20 protein-coding genes are annotated in these 20069 nt (G+C 61.2%); 15 read left to right on the top strand and 5 right to left on the bottom strand.

Annotation, left to right across the window (positions count from 1 at the left end; translation table 11 throughout):
• Positions 1-9: 9 nt before the first annotated feature.
• Together LMG28727_RS23940 and cysM are read left to right on the top strand one after the other, a co-directional pair.
• Positions 10-375, top strand: coding sequence for a ComEA family DNA-binding protein (locus tag LMG28727_RS23940; protein ID WP_201644800.1), 366 nt, complete (start codon positions 10-12; stop codon positions 373-375).
• Between the two features lie 319 nt (positions 376-694).
• Entirely contained in the window at positions 695-1597 is a 903-nt protein-coding gene (cysM, locus tag LMG28727_RS23945; protein ID WP_201644801.1) for a cysteine synthase CysM, read from the top strand.
• Between the two features lie 119 nt (positions 1598-1716).
• On the opposite strand, the gene mltB is transcribed toward cysM, so the two are convergent.
• The gene (gene mltB / locus LMG28727_RS23950) at positions 1717-2949 is read right to left on the bottom strand and encodes a lytic murein transglycosylase B (RefSeq protein ID WP_201644802.1); all 1233 of its coding nucleotides are present in this window, start codon (positions 2947-2949) and stop codon (positions 1717-1719) included.
• A 223-nt stretch (positions 2950-3172) separates the two neighbouring features.
• Here mltB and LMG28727_RS23955 point away from each other — a divergent pair, with 223 nt between their 5' ends.
• Together LMG28727_RS23955 and LMG28727_RS23960 are read left to right on the top strand one after the other, a co-directional pair.
• Complete coding sequence (locus LMG28727_RS23955; protein WP_201644803.1) at positions 3173-4096, top strand: histone deacetylase family protein; 924 nt, start codon at positions 3173-3175, stop codon at positions 4094-4096.
• Between the two features lie 62 nt (positions 4097-4158).
• Positions 4159-4965 carry an enoyl-CoA hydratase gene (locus LMG28727_RS23960; RefSeq protein ID WP_201644804.1) on the top strand — a complete coding sequence of 269 codons (807 nt, stop codon included), beginning with the start codon at positions 4159-4161 and terminating at the stop codon, positions 4963-4965.
• Between the two features lie 106 nt (positions 4966-5071).
• Here LMG28727_RS23960 and LMG28727_RS23965 read toward each other — a convergent pair whose 3' ends face one another.
• A complete protein-coding gene (locus tag LMG28727_RS23965; RefSeq protein WP_201644805.1) occupies positions 5072-5989 on the bottom strand; it encodes an alpha/beta hydrolase in 918 nt (305 codons plus the stop codon).
• 246 nt (positions 5990-6235) lie between these two features.
• On the opposite strand from LMG28727_RS23965, the gene LMG28727_RS23970 reads away from it, so the two are divergent.
• The 6 genes from LMG28727_RS23970 (at position 6236) to LMG28727_RS23995 (ending at position 12620) form a co-directional block, all read left to right on the top strand.
• A complete protein-coding gene (locus LMG28727_RS23970) occupies positions 6236-7270 on the top strand; it encodes a methionine ABC transporter ATP-binding protein (RefSeq protein WP_201644806.1) in 1035 nt (344 codons plus the stop codon).
• Positions 7260-7913 carry a methionine ABC transporter permease gene (locus tag LMG28727_RS23975; protein ID WP_201644807.1) on the top strand — a complete coding sequence of 218 codons (654 nt, stop codon included), beginning with the start codon at positions 7260-7262 and terminating at the stop codon, positions 7911-7913. Before LMG28727_RS23970 ends, LMG28727_RS23975 begins: the two co-directional genes overlap by 11 nt.
• Before the next feature lie 51 nt (positions 7914-7964).
• Positions 7965-8759, top strand: a complete 795-nt coding sequence (locus LMG28727_RS23980) for a MetQ/NlpA family ABC transporter substrate-binding protein (RefSeq protein WP_201644808.1) — start codon at positions 7965-7967, stop codon at positions 8757-8759.
• Positions 8760-9009: 250 nt separating this feature from the next.
• Positions 9010-9759, top strand: a complete 750-nt coding sequence (locus tag LMG28727_RS23985) for an electron transfer flavoprotein subunit beta/FixA family protein (RefSeq protein ID WP_201644809.1) — start codon at positions 9010-9012, stop codon at positions 9757-9759.
• A gap of 13 nt (positions 9760-9772) precedes the next feature.
• On the top strand, positions 9773-10708 hold the full coding sequence (locus LMG28727_RS23990) for an electron transfer flavoprotein subunit alpha/FixB family protein (RefSeq protein ID WP_201644810.1): 936 nt from the start codon (positions 9773-9775) through the stop codon (positions 10706-10708).
• A gap of 121 nt (positions 10709-10829) precedes the next feature.
• Positions 10830-12620 carry an acyl-CoA dehydrogenase gene (locus LMG28727_RS23995; RefSeq protein WP_201644811.1) on the top strand — a complete coding sequence of 597 codons (1791 nt, stop codon included), beginning with the start codon at positions 10830-10832 and terminating at the stop codon, positions 12618-12620.
• Positions 12621-12734: 114 nt separating this feature from the next.
• Here the strand turns inward: LMG28727_RS23995 and LMG28727_RS24000 are convergent, their stop codons facing one another.
• On the bottom strand, positions 12735-14021 hold the full coding sequence (locus LMG28727_RS24000) for a D-amino acid dehydrogenase (protein WP_201644812.1): 1287 nt from the start codon (positions 14019-14021) through the stop codon (positions 12735-12737).
• A gap of 176 nt (positions 14022-14197) precedes the next feature.
• Between LMG28727_RS24000 and LMG28727_RS24005 the strand changes: the two genes are divergently transcribed.
• Entirely contained in the window at positions 14198-14686 is a 489-nt protein-coding gene (locus tag LMG28727_RS24005) for an Lrp/AsnC ligand binding domain-containing protein (protein WP_201644813.1), read from the top strand.
• A gap of 100 nt (positions 14687-14786) precedes the next feature.
• Positions 14787-15935 carry a PA0069 family radical SAM protein gene (locus LMG28727_RS24010; protein ID WP_201644814.1) on the top strand — a complete coding sequence of 383 codons (1149 nt, stop codon included), beginning with the start codon at positions 14787-14789 and terminating at the stop codon, positions 15933-15935.
• 19 nt (positions 15936-15954) lie between these two features.
• On the opposite strand, the gene LMG28727_RS24015 is transcribed toward LMG28727_RS24010, so the two are convergent.
• Complete coding sequence (locus LMG28727_RS24015; RefSeq protein WP_201644971.1) at positions 15955-16422, bottom strand: NINE protein; 468 nt, start codon at positions 16420-16422, stop codon at positions 15955-15957.
• Between the two features lie 234 nt (positions 16423-16656).
• Positions 16657-17841: a PQQ-dependent sugar dehydrogenase gene (locus LMG28727_RS24020; RefSeq protein WP_201644815.1), complete on the bottom strand. Its 1185-nt coding sequence runs from the start codon at positions 17839-17841 to the stop codon at positions 16657-16659.
• A gap of 172 nt (positions 17842-18013) precedes the next feature.
• On the opposite strand from LMG28727_RS24020, the gene rpsP reads away from it, so the two are divergent.
• The 3 genes from rpsP (at position 18014) to trmD (ending at position 19915) form a co-directional block, all read left to right on the top strand.
• Positions 18014-18268, top strand: coding sequence for a 30S ribosomal protein S16 (gene rpsP / locus LMG28727_RS24025; RefSeq protein WP_025600315.1), 255 nt, complete (start codon positions 18014-18016; stop codon positions 18266-18268).
• A gap of 120 nt (positions 18269-18388) precedes the next feature.
• Positions 18389-19123 carry a ribosome maturation factor RimM gene (gene rimM / locus LMG28727_RS24030; RefSeq protein ID WP_201644816.1) on the top strand — a complete coding sequence of 245 codons (735 nt, stop codon included), beginning with the start codon at positions 18389-18391 and terminating at the stop codon, positions 19121-19123.
• A 24-nt stretch (positions 19124-19147) separates the two neighbouring features.
• The gene (gene trmD / locus LMG28727_RS24035; protein WP_201644817.1) at positions 19148-19915 is read left to right on the top strand and encodes a tRNA (guanosine(37)-N1)-methyltransferase TrmD; all 768 of its coding nucleotides are present in this window, start codon (positions 19148-19150) and stop codon (positions 19913-19915) included.
• The last annotated feature ends 154 nt before the right edge of the window (positions 19916-20069 follow it).

Genomic DNA, 20069 nt, shown 5'->3' on the forward strand with positions numbered 1-20069 from the left:
AGATTCCATATGTTTCGAAAAATTCTGGTTACCGCGGCAATGCTCGCCGCCTTCGGTCACGCGTACGCGGCGGTCGACGTCAACACGGCTAATGAAGATGCGCTGCGCGGCATCAAGGGCATTGGTCCGGCCAAAGCCAAAGCCATTCTCGACGAACGCACAGCGCATGGTCCGTTCAAAGACCCGGCCGACCTCGGCAAGCGCGTCAAGGGCATGGGCGGGCATACCGTCGAGCGCCTGCAGGCGGAGGGTCTCGCTGTCGGTCCGGCTGGCGCGGCTGCTAACGCGCAGACTGCGGCGTCTTCACAGGCCAAAGGCACGACCGTTTCGGCCGATGCGTCCAAAGCCAATCCCACGGTGACGGTCAAGAAATAGCCTGAACTGGGCTGCGTGCGCAGGCCTGGTTATCTGCATACGCAGCCCGTTGCCGTTTGTTTCCCCCTTCATGGTCGGAGTGGATCAGCACACTCCTTCAGCTGTCATGCAAATGACTGGCTCCCGCGGTACTCAGCCGCGGGCTTTTTGCGCTCCCGCTTAGCTTGAAGGTGTTTCTATGCGCCCACGCAGCGCTTTGCGTAAGCCGTTGGCGGGCTCCTGCATCCATGCAGGCAGAAGGGCCGCCCGGCAGTCACGAGCACGGTAGTTTAGAATCGACGGATTGCAGACTCCCCGCAGCGACAGCACCAGAACCGATATGGCTTACAAAACGATTGAAGATACGATCGGCAATACGCCGCTCGTGCAACTCGTCCGGCTCCCCGACGACGAAATCCGCAGCCGCAATAACGTGATCCTTGCGAAGCTCGAGGGGAACAATCCCGCGGGGTCGGTGAAAGATCGCCCGGCGTTGTCGATGATCAAGAAAGCCGAAGCGCGCGGGCGTATCAAGCCGGGCGACACGCTGATCGAATCGACCAGCGGCAACACCGGTATCGCGCTTGCCATGGCGGCAGCGATCCGTGGCTACAAGATGGTTCTGATCATGCCGGAAGATCTGTCGGTGGAACGCCGTCAGAGCATGGCGGCGTATGGCGCGCAGATCATTCTGACGCCCGTCACCGGCGGCATGGAATACGCGCGCGATCTGGCCGAGCAGATGCAGCGCGAAGGCAAGGGCATCATCCTCGACCAGTTCGCGAATCCGGATAACCCGGCGGCGCACGTCGAAGGCACGGGCCCGGAAATCTGGCACGACACCGAAGGGCGCATCACGCACTTCGTTTCGTCGATGGGAACGACCGGCACGATCATGGGCGTGTCCGCTTATCTGAAAACGCAAAATCAGGCGATCGAGATTATCGGTGCGCAACCGGAAGAGGGGTCGCGTATTCCGGGTATCCGCAAATGGCCGGAAGCTTATCTGCCGAAAATTTTCGACCGCAGCCGCGTGGACCGCGTCGAGAATGTGAGCCAGGCCGCTGCTGAGGCAATGGCGCGGCGCATGGCATCGGTTGAAGGGATCTTCGCCGGCATTTCGTCAGGCGGGGCCTGTGAAGTGGCGCTGCGTATCGCGCGCCAGGTTGAGAATGCGACGATCGTGTTCATCGTTTGCGATCGTGGCGACCGTTATCTGTCGACCGGGGTGTTCCCCGCGTGAGCCAGTGACGCTGGTGCTCACAGCAAGGTAGCCAAAAAAAGCGCCGGTCAGTTTTTAACTGACCGGCGCTTTTTCAATGCCACTCGCGCCTAACGTGCATCCGGCGCTCGCATCGCAAACTATTGCGATGCCCCGCCCGACGACGAAGCCCCGTTGCTGATCGCATTTGCTGCATCACTAGCCTGCATCTGTTCCTTCACACGCTGGCCTAACTGATAAACCGCCAGCGCATAAAAGAAGCTGCGGTTATAGCGCGTCAACACATAGAAGTTCTTCAGACCCAGCACGAACTCGGTGCCGCGTCCCGGCGACGGCAGATCCACCACCGTCACCGGCGTACCCGCTTCCGCAGCGACATCCACATCCGGCTGGTTCAGCAGCAAGCCGGCGCGCAGCAACTGCGAGAGCGGCCAGCGCGGTTCAGGCTGGCCGTCGGCAGCCGCTTGCGCCACCCCCAGGCTGCCCGCGTCGGAGCCGATTTTCCACACCACCGGCCGGCCGCTTTCCCAACCGTTCTGACGCAGATAGTTCGCCACGCTGCCAATCGCGTCCGCCTGATTCGTGCGCAGGTCGATCTGCTTGTTACCGTCATAGCTCACCGCATATTTGACGATGCTGCTCGGCAGGAACTGCGGAATGCCAATCGCGCCGGTGTACGACCCGAGCACCGTGGTCGGATCGATTTGCGAATCGCGCGTCCATACCAGGTAGTCTTCGAGATTCTTGCGGAAGGTCGCCTGACGATCTCCGCGATTAGCCGTAGCCGGGTAGTCGAAGCTGAGCGTGGTCAACGCGTCGAGCACGCGGAAGTTGCCCATGAAGCGGCCATAAATCGTCTCCACCCCGAGGATGCCGACGATCACCTCCGGTGGCACGCCGAACTCCTCGTACGCGCGTTGTAGCGTCGCCTGATTCGCGCGCCAGAAGCGCACACCCGCGTTGATGCGGACCGGGTCGAGGAAGCGCGACTGATACACGCGCCAGTTCTTGACCGTGGGCGACGCCGACGGCGTGACGAGTTTCACCGCGGTCGCCGAATAGCTCGCGCTGGCAAACAGCGCGTGCAGCGTGGCCGGGTCGAAGTCGTAGCGCGCGACCATGTCGTCGATGAACACGTTGACGTCGGGATTGTTCGCGTAGCGCTGCGGGATGATCTCTTCTTCGAATGTTTGCCCTTGCTGCGCAGCCGGTTGTGGCTGGCTTTGCGCAACCAGTACCGGCGGCTTTTTGCCGACGCTTTGTGCGACGGCCGGACTGGTTGCCATGATCATGCACGATGCAACAGCCAATGCGGTGGCCAGCGTGCTGATGCGTAGCCGGTTTCGTGCGGACAGAGCAAGCTTGACGGTCATAGTGTGCAAGGAGGCAGGGCGAAAGAGACAGGTAAATTGGTTCGGGGCAGTATACCCGACGCCTTCCGCAAAACCGTGCCCGTTACGTCACTGCAACGTCATGGCCACGTTTATCGCGACATCGTGTGGTAACTTCGTAAATGTTGGCGCGCCAAGGGCGCGCGCCCCCTGGATGGAGACACGCAGCGCGCGCTTCAAAGAAGCCGCGCCGCAGAAGAGAACCATGGCAACAGGCTTTTATTCTCATGCCGATTGTCTGCTGCACGACATGGGGCAATGGCATCCCGAATGTCCGGCGCGCCTGCAGGCAATCGAAGATCAACTGATCGCGAGCCGCATCGACTCGCTGATCGAGCGCGAGTCGCCGCCGCTCGCCGACGAAGCCGCGCTGCTGCGCGTGCATACTCAGGCGCATGTCGATTACATCCGCAGCCGTTCGCCCGTTGAGGGCATCGCCGAGATCGATCCCGATACGACGATGAACCCGCATACCTGGCAGGCGGCGTTGCGCGCGGCGGGCGCTGCGGTAGCGGCGACGGACGCGGTGATCGAAGGCCGTTACGACAATGCCTTTTGCAGCGTACGGCCGCCCGGCCATCATGCGGAGCCGGCACGCGCAATGGGCTTCTGTTTCTTCAACAATGTCGCTATCGCCGCACGTCACGCGCTCGACGTGCACGGTATGCAGCGCGTGGCGATCATCGACTTCGACGTGCATCACGGCAACGGCACCGAGGCGGCCTTTTCGGGCGACTCGCGTGTGCTGATGTGCAGCATCTTCCAGCATCCGTTCTATCCATTCACCGGCGCGGACAACCAGGCGCCGAACATGTGCAACGTACCGATGCCGGCGCGTTCGAAAGGCATGGCGGTGCGCGAGGCGGTCGATATGTTGTGGCTGCCGCGTTTGCATGAATTCAAGCCCGAGATGCTGTTCATCTCGGCAGGCTTTGATGCGCATCGCGAAGACGACCTCGGCAACATGGGCCTCGTCGAAGACGACTACGCGTGGATCACCGACCAGATGCGCGAAATCGCGAAACGCTATGCGCGTGGGCGGATCGTCAGTTGTCTCGAGGGCGGATATAACCTGTCGGCGCTTGGGCGCAGTGTGGTCGCTCACGTGCGTTCGCTCGCGGGAATCTGAGCCTCGCTGCGTGCGCGCCGCTGCAGCAATGCAGAAGCAATCACAGCGAAGAGGAGCTAGCCGTGAATTCCGACGACACCCGCAACACCTCGCCGGTCGAGATCGAACACGATGCCTATGGCGTTAAAGGCGTCGTGAGTCTGACGATGAACCGGCCCGACGCGTTCAACGCGCTATCTGAAGCAATGCTTGATGGTCTGCAGGATGGGTTGAACGGCATTGCACAGTCCAACGGCGCACGCGTGGTCGTGATTGCCGCGGCGGGACGCGCGTTCTGCGCCGGACACGATCTGAAGGAGATGCGCGCGGCGCCGTCGCTGGCTTATTACCAGGCGCTATTCGCGCGCTGCACGAAGCTGATGATGACGATCCAGCGTCTGCCGCAGCCAGTGATCGCGCGCGTGCAGGGCGTTGCGACGGCGGCCGGCTGTCAACTGGTGGCGATGTGCGATCTGGCGGTCGCGGCGGACACCGCACGTTTCGCGGTGTCCGGCGTGAATCTCGGGCTTTTTTGCGCGACGCCTTCGGTGCCGCTATCGCGCAATCTGTCGCGCAAGGCGGCGCTTGAAATGCTGCTCACCGGCGATTTCATCGATGCCGCGCAAGCAAAGCAGCAAGGCCTCGTGAACCGCGTGGTTCCATTGGACGCGCTCGATGCGGAGTTGGCGAGGCTCGCCACCAGCATCTGCGCGAAACCGGTCGAAGCGGTGAGCGCAGGCAAAGGGCTTTTCTATCGTCAGCTCGAGATGGGGATTGAAGCGGCGTATCAACTCGCCGGCCAGACGATGGCCTGCAACATGATGGACGAGTCGGCTCTCGAAGGCGTGCAGGCGTTCATCGATAAACGCCCGCCGGACTGGAAACGCTGAGCGGCTTGCTCATTGGTCGCCGATCACGCGAGCGCAATCACCGCGCTTCGCAACAGTGAGGGCTTGCGAAAACGAGGCCTCTGCAACAGCTGGCGCCCATCGCCGCTCACGCCCGCACCAGCCGCCTGTCGATCCAGTCGATCAATGCACCGATCACCCGATCCCGATCCATATCATTCATCGTCTCGTGATAGCTGCCGTCGTGCAGCGTAAGCGTCTTGTCCGGCGACCCCGCATGCTGGCCAAATTCGCGGCTGCCTTCGGGCTCGGTGAGTTTGTCTTCGGTGCCATGAAATACCAGCAGCGGCATACGCAACGCCGCCCGTCCCCGTTCGATACGCGCCATCGCCAGCAGCAACTCTGCGCCCGTGCGCGCCGGAATCGCACCGTGATGCACGAGCGGATCGTTACGATTGGCGTTCACCACAGGCTGAAGACGCGACAGCAACGCGGCGTCGATTTTCATCGCCGGAAAGGTGGGGTAGAGACGGCTGATGAGCTGGCTTAGCTTGAGCATCCAGCCAGGCACGTCGCGCCCAGGCGCAAGCGCGGGACTCGACAGGATCAGGCCGTTCAACCGGCGACCCGTCGCTTCGAGTCTGTCGATCGCGTAGAGCGCGGCCACCGCGCCGCCCATGCTGTGTCCCATCAGGAACAGCGGCACGCAACTTTGCGCCGCCTCGTCGAGCAGCGCCTGGGTATCCAGCAGATAGTCGTCGAAACGCTTTACATAGGCTCGCTTGCCGGGTGCGTGCCCGTGGCCGCGCAAATCGATTGCAACCAGTTCGATGCCGACCGCGTTCAGACGTGCCGCCAGTGCCGCATAGCGGCCCGCGTGCTCAGCCAGACCATGCACCAGCGCGACTGTGGCGCGCGCCTGTCCGATCGCCGGCCAGCGGTATAGCGGCAGTTCCACGCCGTCGGCCGTCGTCACCGACGAGCGCGGCAGCACCGCAGTGTTGCGGCCGACGTTGACGCCGCTCGGGTGCGCGTTGCTGTTCGAGCTCGGTTGAGATGTCTCCATGGTGGCGGCGTACCCTGATCCTGATTGGTGAGGCCCGATCATAGTCGGAGCCGCGCCTGGCGCGCGACCCTCGCGTACCTTCGGATCCCTCTAATGCTCACAGGTTATGAAAAGATCGGAATTGATTATTAAAGGGAATGTCAGCGCTGCGGTAGAATTGCGGCCTCAAATCCCAATAAAAGCAACGGCGGCCGCTTGTCGGGAGCGTACAACGCTCGCGAACAGACTCCGCCGTTTCGTTTTTCCATGATCGAAATACGTAATGTTTCCCAGCGCTTCGCTGGGCCCCGGGGCTGGGTCGAGGCGCTGCACAACGTCAATCTGTCGATTCCGGCGGGCGAGGTGTTCGGCATCATTGGCCGCAGCGGTGCGGGCAAGAGTACGCTCGTACGCACCATCAACCTGCTGACGCGCCCGTCCGAAGGCAATATCGTCGTCAACGGACGCGATCTCACCACGCTGCCCGCCGCGCAATTGCGCGAGGCGCGTCGCGAGATCGGCATGATCTTCCAGCACTTCAACCTGCTGTCGTCGCGTACCGTGTACGAGAACGTCGCGCTGCCGCTCGAACTCGCCGGCATGAAACGCGGCGAGATCGAGGCCAATGTGCTGCCGCTGCTCGACCTGGTGGGCCTCTCTGCCCAGAAAGACCGTTATCCGGCGCAGATCAGCGGCGGCCAGAAGCAGCGCGTCGGCATTGCGCGCGCGCTCGCGAGCAAGCCGAAAGTGCTGCTCTCCGACGAAGCGACCTCCGCGCTCGATCCCGAAACCACCCGGGCCATTCTCGACCTGCTCAAGCGCATCAATCGCGAACTGAACCTGACAGTCGTGCTGATCACCCACCAGATGGACGTGATCAAGCAGGTCTGCGACCGCGTCGCGGTGCTGGACGCAGGCCGGGTGGTCGAAGAGGGCAAGGTGATCGACGTGTTCCTGCAACCGCATCACGAAGTCACGCGCGCGCTGATCGGCGACGTGATCGCGCAGGAGCTGCCGCCCGCGATGAAGGCGCGCGTCGCCGAACGTCTGAAGACGGGCAGCGGTCACTTGCTGCGCCTCGCGTTCACCGGCTCCGGCGTCGATCAGCCGATTCTGTCGGAAACGATTCGCCGCTACGAACTCGACTTCAACATCCTGCACGGCCAGATCGACGAGATCCAGGGGCAGGCGTTCGGCTCGCTCGCGGTGCTCGCGGGCGGCGAACCGGCGAAGGTGGCGCAGGCGCTGACGTATCTGCGTGAACAGGGTGTGGTGGTGGAGGAGCTCTCGCATGTTGAGTGAAATGTTCGATATGTTCGTCCAGTCGTTCTGGGAAACGCTCGTGATGGTGGGCATTTCCGGACTGGTCGGCGCTGTGGTGGGGTTGCCGCTCGGTGTGTTGCTGTATCTGACCGACCGTCAGGGCGTGCTGGAAAACGTCGGGGTGAATCGCGTGATGGGCGTGGTCGTCAACGCGGTCCGCTCGACGCCGTTCATCATCCTGCTGGTCGCGGTGATTCCGTTCACGCGTCTGGTGGTGGGTTCGTCGATCGGGACGGCGGCTGCGGTCGTGCCGTTGACCATCGCCGCCGCGCCGTTCATCGCACGTCTGGTGGAAACCGCGCTGCGCGAGGTGGATCGCGGGCTGATCGAAGCGGCGCAGGCGATGGGCGCGACCACCAGCCAGATCGTCTTCAAGGTGCTGTTGCCGGAATCGCTGCCGGGCGTGGTCGCCGGCTTGACGATCACGTTCGTGTCGCTGGTCGGCTATTCGGCGATGGCCGGTGCGATCGGCGGCGGCGGTCTGGGCGACCTCGGCATTCGCTACGGTTATCAGCGCTTCCTGCCGGAGGTGATGCTGACGGTCGTCGTGATCCTGATCGTGTTCGTGCAACTCGTGCAGTCGTTCGGGGACTGGCTCGTGCGTCGTCTGAGCCATAAATAAATCAACAAGGGTTATCGGAACCCGCTAAAGAGCCACTCGGAAAGGTCCATCATGCAACGTCGTTTCATTCTCAAGCTGGCGGCCGCGCTCGGCGCCGCGTCGCTGTTCGCCACGGTGGCGTACGCCGAAGACACGATCAAGGTCGGTGTCACCGGCGGTCCGCACGCGCAGATTATGGAAGTCGTGAAGACGGTCGCGGCGAAAAACGGGCTGAACATCAAGATCGTCGAGTTCTCGGACTACGTGCAGCCGAACGCCGCGCTCGCTGGCGGCGATCTCGACGCGAACAGCTATCAGCACGACCCGTACTTGCAGGCGCAGGTGAAAGATCGCGGCTACAAGCTGATCCGTGTCGCGGACACAGTCACGTACCCGATGGGCATCTATTCGAAGAAAGTGAAGACGCTGGCCGAATTGCAGCCGGGCGCGAAGATCGCGGTGCCGAACGATCCGACCAACGGCGGCCGCGCTCTGTTGCTGCTGCAAAAACTCGGTCTGCTGAAATTGCGCGCCGACGCCGGTCTGAAGGCGACGCCGCTCGACATCGTCGACAACCCGAAGAAGCTGAAGATCGTCGAACTCGACGCAGCGCAGATTCCGCGCTCGCTGAGCGATGTGGACGCCGCTGTAATCAACACGAACTTCGCGATGGAAGCGGGTCTGAAGCCGAAGCAGGACGCCATCGCGATCGAAGACCCGAAAGGTCCGTACGTGAACATCATTGCGATCCGTGAAGCCGACCGGAATAAGCCGTGGGTTGCCAAACTGGTCGCGGCGTATCATTCGCCGGAAGTGAAGCAGTTTATCGACAGCAAGTTCGGCGGCGCGGTGATCGCCGCCTGGTAGGCCGGTGGCTTATCGGCATAGCAAAAAGACACAGCAAGACAAGACGGCAATGCGAAATTAGAGTCAAAAGTCGGGACCCGGGGTTGTCGCCCGGGTTTTTTCGAGATTAAAATAGAACGATCGTTCGATATTGCCGTCACGCCACTGAGGAGCGATATCCTCCTGCTAAAGCGCCCGCGACAAGGCTGTCATGAGGGCAGTCGTTATAATGTTCGTTGGGTTGACGTATTCGTAACTTTGGAGCGTGTGCATGAAAATCCTGGTGCCAGTGAAGAGAGTGGTCGATTACAACGTGAAAGTCCGGGTCAAGTCGGACGGCACGGGTGTCGACATCGCGAACGTGAAGATGTCGATGAATCCGTTCGACGAAATCGCAGTTGAAGAAGCCGTGCGTCTGAAAGAAGCGGGCGTCGCGACCGAAGTGATCGCTGTGTCGTGCGGCGTGACGCAGTCGCAGGAAACGCTGCGTACCGCGCTGGCCATCGGCGCAGATCGCGCGATTCTGATCGAATCGAGCGAAGAGTTGCAGCCGCTGGCTGTCGCCAAGCTGCTGAAGGCGCTGGTCGACAAGGAACAGCCGCAACTGATCATTCTCGGCAAGCAGGCCATCGACGACGATTCGAACCAGACCGGCCAGATGCTGGCCGCGCTGGCGAACCTGCCGCAAGCAACGTTTGCGTCGAAAGTGGTTGTCGCTGACGGCAAGGCTACCGTGTCGCGTGAAGTGGACGGCGGTGCCGAAACTTTGGCTTTAAAGCTTCCTGCAGTCATCACGACCGACCTTCGCCTGAACGAGCCGCGCTACGTAACGCTGCCGAACATCATGAAGGCCAAGAAAAAGCCGCTGGAAACGATCAAGCCGGAAGACCTGGGTGTTGACGTTGCACCGCGCCTGAAAACGCTGAAAGTCGTCGAGCCGCCGAAGCGCTCCGCCGGTGTGAAGGTGCCGGATGTGAAGACGCTGGTCGAGAAGCTGAAGACCGAAGCCAAGGTGCTGTAAGGAGACGGACGAAATGACGAATCTGGTAATTGCAGAACACGATAACGCGTCGATCAAGGCCGCGACGCTGAACACGATCGCAGCGGCGCAGAAGATTGGCGGCGATATTCACGTGCTGGTCGCAGGGCATAACGCGCAAGCTGCTGCTGATGCGGCGGCGAAGATTGCGGGAGTGTCGAAAGTGTTGCTGGCCGACGCGCCGCAACTCGAAGCCGGCCTCGCTGAGAACGTTGAAGCAACCGTGCTGAACATCGCGAAGGACTACACGCACATTCTCGCGCCGGCCACCGCATACGGTAAGAACATCGCGCCGCGCATCGCCGCAAAGCTCGACGTCGCGCAGATCAGCGACATCACCGCGGTAGACTCCGCCGACACGTTCGAGCGTCCGATCTACGCGGGCAACGCGATCGCGACGGTGCAGTCGGCTGACCCGATCAAGGTCATCACGGTGCGCTCGACTGGTTTCGACGCAGTCGCAGCCGAAGGCGGCAGCGCAGCGGTCGAGAAGATCGAAGCCGCGGCAGACAGCGGCATCTCGTCGTTCGTTAGCCGTGAAGTGACGAAGCTGGACCGTCCGGAACTGACGTCGGCGAAGATCATCGTGTCGGGTGGCCGCGGTCTGGGTAATGGCGAGAACTACACCAAGGTTCTCGAACCGCTGGCCGACAAGCTGAACGCAGCGCTGGGCGCATCGCGTGCAGCAGTGGACGCGGGCTTCGTGCCGAACGACTATCAGGTCGGCCAGACCGGCAAGATCGTCGCGCCGCAACTGTACGTCGCAGTCGGCATTTCGGGTGCGATCCAGCATCTGGCCGGCATGAAAGATTCGAAGGTGATCGTCGCGATCAACAAGGACCCGGAAGCGCCGATTTTCAGCGTCGCCGATTACGGTCTGGTGGGCGATCTGTTCACGGTCGTGCCGGAGCTGGTTAGCGAACTCGGCTAATCATCGCGGTACCACCAGAGCGCCGTAGCGTCGAGTAAAAGGCGTCTGGCAGCACACGAAGGGCGCAGGACCGATCAAGTCCAGCGCCCTTTTTTTATATCAAGGCAGGAGGAGAACTGACATGAGCTATACGGCGCCCATCAAGGACATGCTGTTCGTGATGAAGGAGCTGGCCGGTCTCGACAATATCGCGACGCTGCCCGGCTTCGAAGATGCGAACCTGGACACGGCGCAGGCTGTGCTCGAAGAATCGGCGAAATTGTGCGGGGAGGTGCTGGCGCCGTTGAACGTCGAAGGCGATCGCAATCCGAGTAGCTGGAAAGATGGCGTGGTCACGGCAACGCCCGGCTTCAAGGAAGCGTTCCGGCAATTTGCCGAAGGCGGCTGGCAAGGCGTGCAGCATCCGCTCGACTACGAAGGCCAGGGGCTGCCGAAGCTGATCGGGACGCCTTGCGTCGAAATGCTCAACGCGTCGAACCTGTCGTTCGCGCTGTGTCCGCTGCTGACCGACGGCGCGATTGAAGCGCTGCTCACCGCCGGCACCGAAGCGCAAAAACAAACCTATGTGCCCAAGCTGATTTCCGGCGAATGGACCGGCACGATGAACCTGACCGAGCCGCAAGCCGGCTCCGATCTCGCGCTGGTGCGCACGCGCGCCGAGCCGCAGGGCGATGGTTCTTTCAGGCTGTTCGGCACGAAGATTTTCATTACGTGGGGCGAGCACGATATGGCGAAGAACATCGCCCATCTCGTGCTGGCGCGCACGCCAGATGCGCCGGAAGGCGTGAAGGGCATTTCGCTGTTCATCGTGCCGAAGTTTCTGGTCAACGAAGACGGTTCGCTCGGTGAGCGGAACGACGTGCATTGCGTGTCGATTGAACACAAGCTCGGTATCAAGGCGAGCCCGACGGCCGTGCTGCAGTTCGGCGACCATGGTGGCGCGATCGGTCATCTGATCGGCGAAGAAAATCGCGGCCTCGAGTATATGTTCATCATGATGAACGCGGCGCGCTTCGCGGTTGGCATGCAGGGTGTCGGCGTGTCGGACCGCGCTTACCAGCACGCAGTGGCGTACGCGAAGGATCGCGTGCAAAGCCGTCCCGTGGATGGCTCTGCGAAACAGTCGGTCGCCATCATCCAGCATTCGGACGTGCGTCGCATGCTGGCAACCATGCGCTCGCTGACCGAGGCGTCGCGTGCGCTGGCGTACGTCGCGGCCGCGCATTGCGACATCGCGCATCGACATGCCGACGAAGCGACGCGCGCCGAACATCAGGCGATCTACGAATATCTCGTGCCGATCGTGAAGGGCTGGAGCACGGAGTTGTCGATCGATGTCACGAGCCTGGGCGTGCAGGTGCATGGCGGCATGGGCTTCATCGAAGAGACGGGCGCCGCGCAGTACTACCGCGATGCGCGCATTCTGCCGATCTACGAAGGCACGACGGCGATTCAGGCGAATGACCTGATCGGCCGCAAAACGTTGCGCGATGGCGGCAAGGTGGCGAAGGCGCTGCTTGCGGGCGTGTCTGAAACGGTCGAGGCGCTGGGTTCGCAACAGGGCGCCGCGTTCGCTTCGATGAAGAAGTACTTGGCGCAAGGCCATGATTCGTTGAGCGCGGTGGTCGATTTCGTCGTGGCCAATACGAAGAGCGATCCAAATGCGGTGTTTGCGGGCAGCGTGCCGTATCTGAAGCTGGCGGGCGTCGTGCTGGGCGGCTGGCAGATGGCGCGTGCGTTGCTCGTGGCCGCTCAGAAGCGTGACGAAGATCCTTCGTTCTATGGCGCGAAGATCGCGACCGCTCAGTTCTACGCCGAGCATGTGTTGCCGCAGGCGTCGGCGCTGGAAGCGTCGATTGTCAGCGCGAAGGGTGGCGAGAGCGTGCTGGCGTTGTCGGCGGATCAGTTCTGATTTATCAGCGATTGCGGTCGGCGTTTCCGGCCTGAATTTTCGGCCTGAAACGAAAACGGCGCCTCGAATGCGAGGCGCCGTTTTTTATTGCAACGATTCGAGCGTCAGCCGATTTCAGGCATAAGCCGGACGATGCGCACCGCCAGTCTCGCCAAGGTAACGGTGCACCGACAGATCGTCCGCCTTGATCGCCGGCTGCTTGCCCGACATCACGTCGGCGAGCAACTGACCCGAACCGCACGACATGGTCCAGCCGAGCGTGCCGTGGCCGGTGTTCAGGAACAGGTTCGGCACCGGCGTGCGGCCGACGATCGGCGTGCCGTCCGGCGTCATCGGACGCAAGCCGGTCCAGAACGTGGCCTTCGACGTATCGCCGCCGCCCGGGAACAGGTCGTTCACGCACAGTTCCAGTGTGTCGCGGCGTGCCTGGCGCAACGACTTGTCGAAGCCGACGATCTCCGCCATGCCGCCGACACGAATCCGGTCGTCGAACCGCGTGATCGCGATCTTGTAAGTCTCGTCGAGCACCGTGGACACCGGCGCGGCTGCCGCGTTGACGATCGGTGCAGTGATCGAATAACCCTTCAGCGGATAAACCGGAATCTTCACCAGGCCGGACAGGAACTGGGTCGAGTACGAGCCGAGCGCGACCACGAACGAATCCGCGCGAACCAGTTCGGCGCCGCATTGCACGCCGGCGATACGCTCACCGGCCATTGCGAGTGCGTCGATCGGCGTGTTGTAGCGAAACTTGACGCCCAATTCCTCGGCCAATGCCGCGAGGCGCTTGGTGAACATCTGGCAATCGCCCGTTTCGTCGCCCGGCAGACGCAGACCGCCGGTCAGCTTATGCGACACGGCAGCAAGCGCGGGCTCAGCCTGAGCAAGCTCAGCCGCCGACAGCAACTCATAAGGGACATTTGCGTCTTTCAACACGGCGATGTCCTTCGCCGCGCCGTCGAACTGCTGCTGTGTGCGAAACACCTGAAGCGTGCCACCCGTGCGCCCTTCGTACTGAATGCCGGTGTCCGCGCGCAATGCCTGCAGGCAGTCGCGGCTGTATTCGGCGAGACGAACCATCCGGCCTTTGTTCACTGCATAACGCGACGACGTGCAGTTTTGCAGCATCTGCCACATCCATTGCAACTGGAATTGCGTGCCATCGAGCCGGATGGCAAGCGGCGCGTGCTTCTGAAACATCCATTTGACGGCTTTCAGCGGCACGCCGGGCGCAGCCCACGGCGATGCGTAGCCCGGCGAAATCTGACCCGCGTTGGCGAAACTGGTTTCGAGTGCCGGACCGGCTTCGCGGTCGATAACCGTGACTTCATGGCCCGCACGAGCGAGGTAATACGCGCTCGTGACTCCGACAACGCCACTGCCCAGGACGACGACTCGCATAGCTGCTCCAGGTATTCAGAAAAGTTTGAAGGGCGATGCGCTCGTCGATTCGTTGGAATTTTCCGACTCACGTCGATTCACGAGGTGTAACGCGGATCGCCCAGTGTTAACCGCTATACTATTAACAGTCAGGTAGGTTTTGTTATTGTATTTTCAGAATTTTCAGAAAAAACACCATGCGAACACAGCGCCAACCGGTCCGCGCACTCGACAAACTCGATCGCAAGATTCTGCGGCTCCTGCAACAGGACGGCCGCATGGCCATGAAGGACCTGGCCGAACAGGTCGGGCTGTCAGTCACGCCGTGCATCGAGCGGGTCAAGCGGATGGAGCGCGATGGCGTGATCACCGGCTATCACGCGCGCGTCAACCCAGCTGAACTAGGCGCTGCGCTGCTGGTATTCGTCGAGATCACGCTCGATCACAAAAGCGGCAACATGTTTGACCAGTTCCGGCGTGAGGTGCAAAAAATCCCCGAAGTGCTGGAATGCCACCTCGTGTCGGGCGATTTCGACTATCTGATCAAGGCGCGCATCGGCGAAATGGCGGATTACCGGAAGCTGCTCGGCGACATCCTGCTGCAACTGCCCGGGGCGGTGCAGTCAAAAAGCTACGTAGTGATGGAAGAAATCAAGGAAACGCTGACCATCGCGGTGGGGGACTGAGCGGTAGCCTGGGCGTGTGATGTTGCACTCGACAAACGGCGTAAACACTGTATATTCATACAGGTGTTTTGCGCCGTTTCTGTTTTGTGTGACTTCAACCGTGACCGAATCCGATCCTCATTTCGTCCAGGAATTTCCGATTGCGCCGCCTCAGCCTCGCAAGGGGCGTGGGGCAGTGACGAACCTGCAAGGCCGGTATGAAGTCGATCAGCGCGAAGTCGTGGACGACGGCTGGCTGCATGTTGCAGAAGAAGAGGGTGACGAACCTAAAATCTTGCGCACGCAGGTTTTCGAAGAGCGGGCCAAAACCATTCTCACGCGCAACTCGTCGCCGGATATTCCTTTTAGCGTATCGCTGAATCCGTATCGCGGCTGTGAGCACGGCTGCATCTATTGCTTTGCGCGGCCCACGCATAGTTATTTGGGGTTGTCGCCGGGGCTCGATTTCGAAAGCCGGATCTACGCAAAAATCAACGCGCCCGAATTGCTCGAAAGGGAGTTGTCGAAGAAATCGTATGTACCGGAGCCCATTGCGCTTGGCGTCAACACCGACGCGTGGCAGCCTGCAGAACGCGAGCTTGGCCTGACTCGCAGGGTGGTTGAGGTGCTCAGCGAGCGCAACCAGCCGTTTGCGGCGATCACCAAGTCATCGCTGATCGAACGCGATATCGACCTGCTCGCCCCAATGGCTGCGCGTGGCCAATTCATGGCAGCGATTACGATCACCACGCTAGACGCAGAGATTGCGCGCACGCTCGAACCGCGCGCGGCCACGCCGTCGCGCCGCTTACGCACCATTCGCACGTTGAGCGAGGCGGGCATTCCGGTCGGCGTCAGCATTGCGCCGGTGATTCCCTTCGTTACCGAGCCGGACATGGAGCGTGTGCTCGAAGCTTGTGCCGAGGCGGGTGCGACTAATGCGAGCTATATCGTGCTGCGGTTGCCGTGGGAAGTCGCACCATTGTTCAAGGACTGGCTAGCCGCTCATTTCCCTGACCGTGCTGACCGCGTGATGAGTCGTGTGCGCGATATGCGGGGCGGCAAGGACTACGACTCGAACTTCTCCACGCGAATGAAAGGAGAAGGCTTGTGGGCGGATCTGCTCAAACAGCGATTTCACAAAGCGGTGCGTCGCTTGGGATTAAACCGGCGCGACCGCGGCATCCTCGATATGTCGCACTTTCGGCGGATCGAGCCGTCGCGGGCCGAGGAGCTGGCGCGCGTCAATCCGCAATTGAATCTTTTCTAGCGGGGGCAGAGTTGGGTTTTCACTGCGACAGGTCTTTGGCCGCTTGCACCTGACTTTCGAAGTAGGTTTGGAATGAAATGGCGAGTGCGGACATCAACAGAAACGCGCCGATCAGCAGTGAAAAAATCACGATGAAGATGACCGTCCAGCCGGATTGGCTTTTTTTCTCGGTGTGCGCATTGAACTGCGCGTCCCATTTTTCATCCGGACGCAGCCCGTAGACGATGGCGGCGAGAAATGCGGAGAGCACAGAGACAGTGCCGAAAAAGGCGAGCACCCAGCCAGGCAGCGAGACCCGTTCACTTGCAATCAGCAGCAAGACGCCGGGAATGCCCATCAGCGTGCCGACCACATGCGCCCAGCCATAAAAGTCTCGTTTGCCGTACAGATAAAAACGGTGGGCGCCGAGGCTGCCCAGGAAGAACGCCAGTGCAGCGGTTATCGTCTTGGATCTGAAGCGCGTGGAAGCCGAAACAAGGGTGGACATGGGGGCGTGGGCAGAGTGACAGGCGGTCGAGGGGAGTGGCACACCGATTGGGTGCGGATCGACGCGCATTCTACGCCCGCGCCGTTGCGGTGATCACACGGCTGACGCGATAGGCAGTAGTGGTGAGGCGAAATGACAGGTTTTTCCTGCAGTTGTTGCGCAATCGTTGCGCGGTCGGGTTGACCCAGCGAGGCGGTATGGACTCCTGCTGCCTCGCCGCACAGCACATTAAGACTAAGGCGCCGTATATGTCACCCGATAAACTGCGCCGGCGTAATCGTCGCTGATCAGCAGTGAACCGTCGGGCAGCGGCAAGACATCGGCGGGGCGCCCCCAGACGTTTTCGCCTGGCTGAAGCCATCCTTCGGCAAAGACTTCCTGGTGTGCGTGGGTGCCGTCCGGGTCGGTGGTCACGCGCACGACGCGATAGCCAACCTTTTTGCTGCGGTTCCAAGACCCGTGTTCGGCAATGAAAATGTTGTTCTTATAGGCAGGCGGAAACATCGGGCCGGTATAGAAGCGCATGCCTAGCGACGCTACATGCGCCCCTAGCTTGACCACTGGCGGTGTAAATGCGCTACATGGATGATCTTTGCCGAATTCGGGGTCGGGCGTGTCGCCGCCGTGGCAGTACGGAAAGCCGAAGTCCATCCCGACGCGCGGCGCGCGGTTGAGCTTGTCGTCGGGGACGTCGTCGCCCAGTTCGTCGCGGCCGTTATCGGTGAACCACAGTTCATGCGTCACCGGATGCCACGCGAATCCGACGGAATTACGTAGACCGCGCGCCACGACTTCGTAATGACTGCCGTCGGGCTCCATGCGGCCAATCATCCCGAACTTGCTGCGGTCTTTCAGGCAGACGTTGCAGGGCGCGCCTTGCGGTACGTACAGTTTGCCGTCCGGGCCGAAGGCGATGAATTTCCAGCCGTGATGTGTCTCGGTGGGCAAAGTGTCAATGACGACGGCAGCTTTGGGCGGATCGCTAAGATGGGTGTCAATTGAGTCGAAGCGCAGAATTTTCGATACCGCTGAGACATAGAGTGCGCCGTCCCGCCACGCCACGCCTGCGGGACTCTCGAGGCCCGAAGCGATCACGTGGCGGCCCGTCACCCGGCCGTTTTGCAATTCGAGTGCGTAGACGTGTCCGTCGAGGCTCCCTATATAAAGAATCCCCTTCGGCGAGAACGCCATGGCCCGCGCGCTCGGCACGGCATCCGACAGAACCTCGATGTGAAAGCCCGGCGGCAGTTTGATGCGCTCGACCGGTAGCGCGGCAAATGCCGATAATGCATGGCCGGCGACCAGTGATGCCGCCGCGCAACGCAGAATCCAACCGCGCGACGCGCGCGCGAAACCGGTGAGTCGCACGCAAGCGAGAAAAAAAACGGGCAAAAACGCAGTCGATGGCAGCAGTTTCACGGGCGCTCCGTCAAGTAATTCGGGCGTTTGGGCGTGGTCGGGGAGCCTCGTCTGGACGGCCGGTGCAACGCGGTCACTCAGTTTATCGCCGTAAGTGTTTGTTATGGCGTCGGTTTCCCGCTATAATCGCGTGTTTCAGTCGTTCCGAACCCCGGTTTTCAAGGATTCTAGTATGGTCATCATCCGCTTGGCTCGTGGCGGCTCCAAGAAGCGCCCGTTCTACAACATCGTCGCAACCGATTCGCGTAACCGTCGTGACGGCCGCTTCATCGAGCGCGTTGGTTTCTACAACCCGGTCGCTACGAAGGGCGAAGCCCTGCGTATCGCTCAGGACCGCCTGACGTACTGGCAAGGTGTTGGCGCACAACTGTCGCCGACCGTCGAGCGTCTCGTGAAAGAAGCGCAAAAGGCGCAGCCGGCTGCTTAATGGTAGCTAGCATGCGTATCGTCGTCGGTTCCGCCGGCGGCTCGCGCGCGTTGCGTGAGCAGTCCGATGCGCGAGTTGTTTTACTGAAGCAGACGTCGAAGCTGGCAGCGAGGTGTTCTTATGTCTGAGCGTGATTCAAGCAGTTCAGGTCGCGTGAAGGCAAAAGTGGCAGCTCCGCGCGCTAAGGCGTCTGATCAGGCGCCGTTCGGTGCATTCGTCCGTAAGCCGGTCGAGCGAGCCGAAGGCAAGGCGAAAGCCAATGTTGCAAACGCTGGTTCCGCTGCGGCAGAAATGCGCACGGAAACAGTGGAAAGCTGGCCGGCCGACGCGGTCGAGGTCGGCGCAATCGTCGACGCTTACGGCCTCAAAGGCTGGGTCAAGGTAGCTGCTCATGCAGATGCGGGGCACGGCGGCGATGCTCTGCTGAGCGCGAAACGCTGGTGGCTTCTAAAAGGCCAGGAGCGCAAGTCGGCGCCGTCATTGCAGGCGAAAACGCATAGCGACAGTGTGGTTGCCCATCTGGGCGGCGTGACTGACCGTGATGTGGCGCTGGCACTGCGCGGCACCCGCATTTATATCAGCCGCAGCGAATTTCCGGCCCTCGAAGCCGACGAATTCTACTGGGTCGACCTGCTCGGCCTGGACGTGGTGAACGTTGCCGGAGTCAATCTCGGCAAGGTTGCAGACATGATCGACAACGGTGCGCACTCGGTGATGCGTATCGAATATCCGGCTACTGACAAAAGCGGCAAGCCGGCTGCTGGTGAGCGCTTGATCCCGTTCGTCGGCGTCTTTGTCAAAACGGTAGACCAGGCGGCGAAGCAGATTACCGTCGAATGGGAAGCCGATTACTAAATCATTCGCTGAACGGAGAGAGCGATGCAGTTTGATGTCGTGACGCTCTTTCCTGACATGTTCCGTGCGCTGACCGACTGGGGTATCACCAGCCGGGCCGCGAAACAGGAACGCTATGGGTTGCGTACGTGGAATCCACGCGATTTCACGACCGACAACTACCGCACAATCGACGATCGCCCGTACGGTGGCGGCCCCGGCATGGTTATGCTGGCCAAGCCGCTGGAAGACGCGATCGGCGCCGCGAAAGCGGCTCAGGCGGAGCAGGGCATTGGGGCATCGCGCGTCGTGATGATGTCGCCGCAAGGCGCCACGTTGGATCACGACCGCGTCATGCAGTTCGCTGCCGAGCCCGGTCTGATCCTGCTGTGTGGGCGCTACGAAGCGATCGATCAGCGTTTGCTCGACCGTGTTGTCGACGAAGAAGTCAGCCTTGGCGACTTCGTGTTGTCCGGCGGCGAATTGCCGGCCATGGCTTTGATGGATGCGGTCGTACGCCAGTTGCCCGGCGTGCTCAACGATTCACAGTCGGCGGTGCAGGATAGCTTTGTCGACGTGTTGCTGGATTGTCCGCATTACACGCGTCCGGAGGAATACGACGGCGTGCGTGTGCCTGATGTGCTGCTTGGCGGCCATCACAAGGAAATCGAAGCGTGGCGTCGGCGGGAATCCTTGCGTAATACGTTGAACAAGCGGCCCGATCTGATCGTGAAGGCCAGAAAGAACAAGATGTTGAGCCGTGCCGACGAGGCATGGCTGACGAGTCTCGCGAAAGAAGAGTCGAAGGCGTAAAGCCTCCGGTCTTTCGAGCGGACACCAGGCGGCACCGCACATGCGTGTACGGCGCCAGATGTGAACCCATCCTCTATCGGGGCCGTAGCCGAGCACGCAAGGAAACTGAGTGCGAGGCAGGTACGAACGCCGACAAGATGGATCTAGGAGTCAG

The sequence above is a fragment of the Paraburkholderia metrosideri genome, from assembly GCF_904848625.1.
Lineage (GTDB): Bacteria > Pseudomonadota > Gammaproteobacteria > Burkholderiales > Burkholderiaceae > Paraburkholderia > Paraburkholderia metrosideri.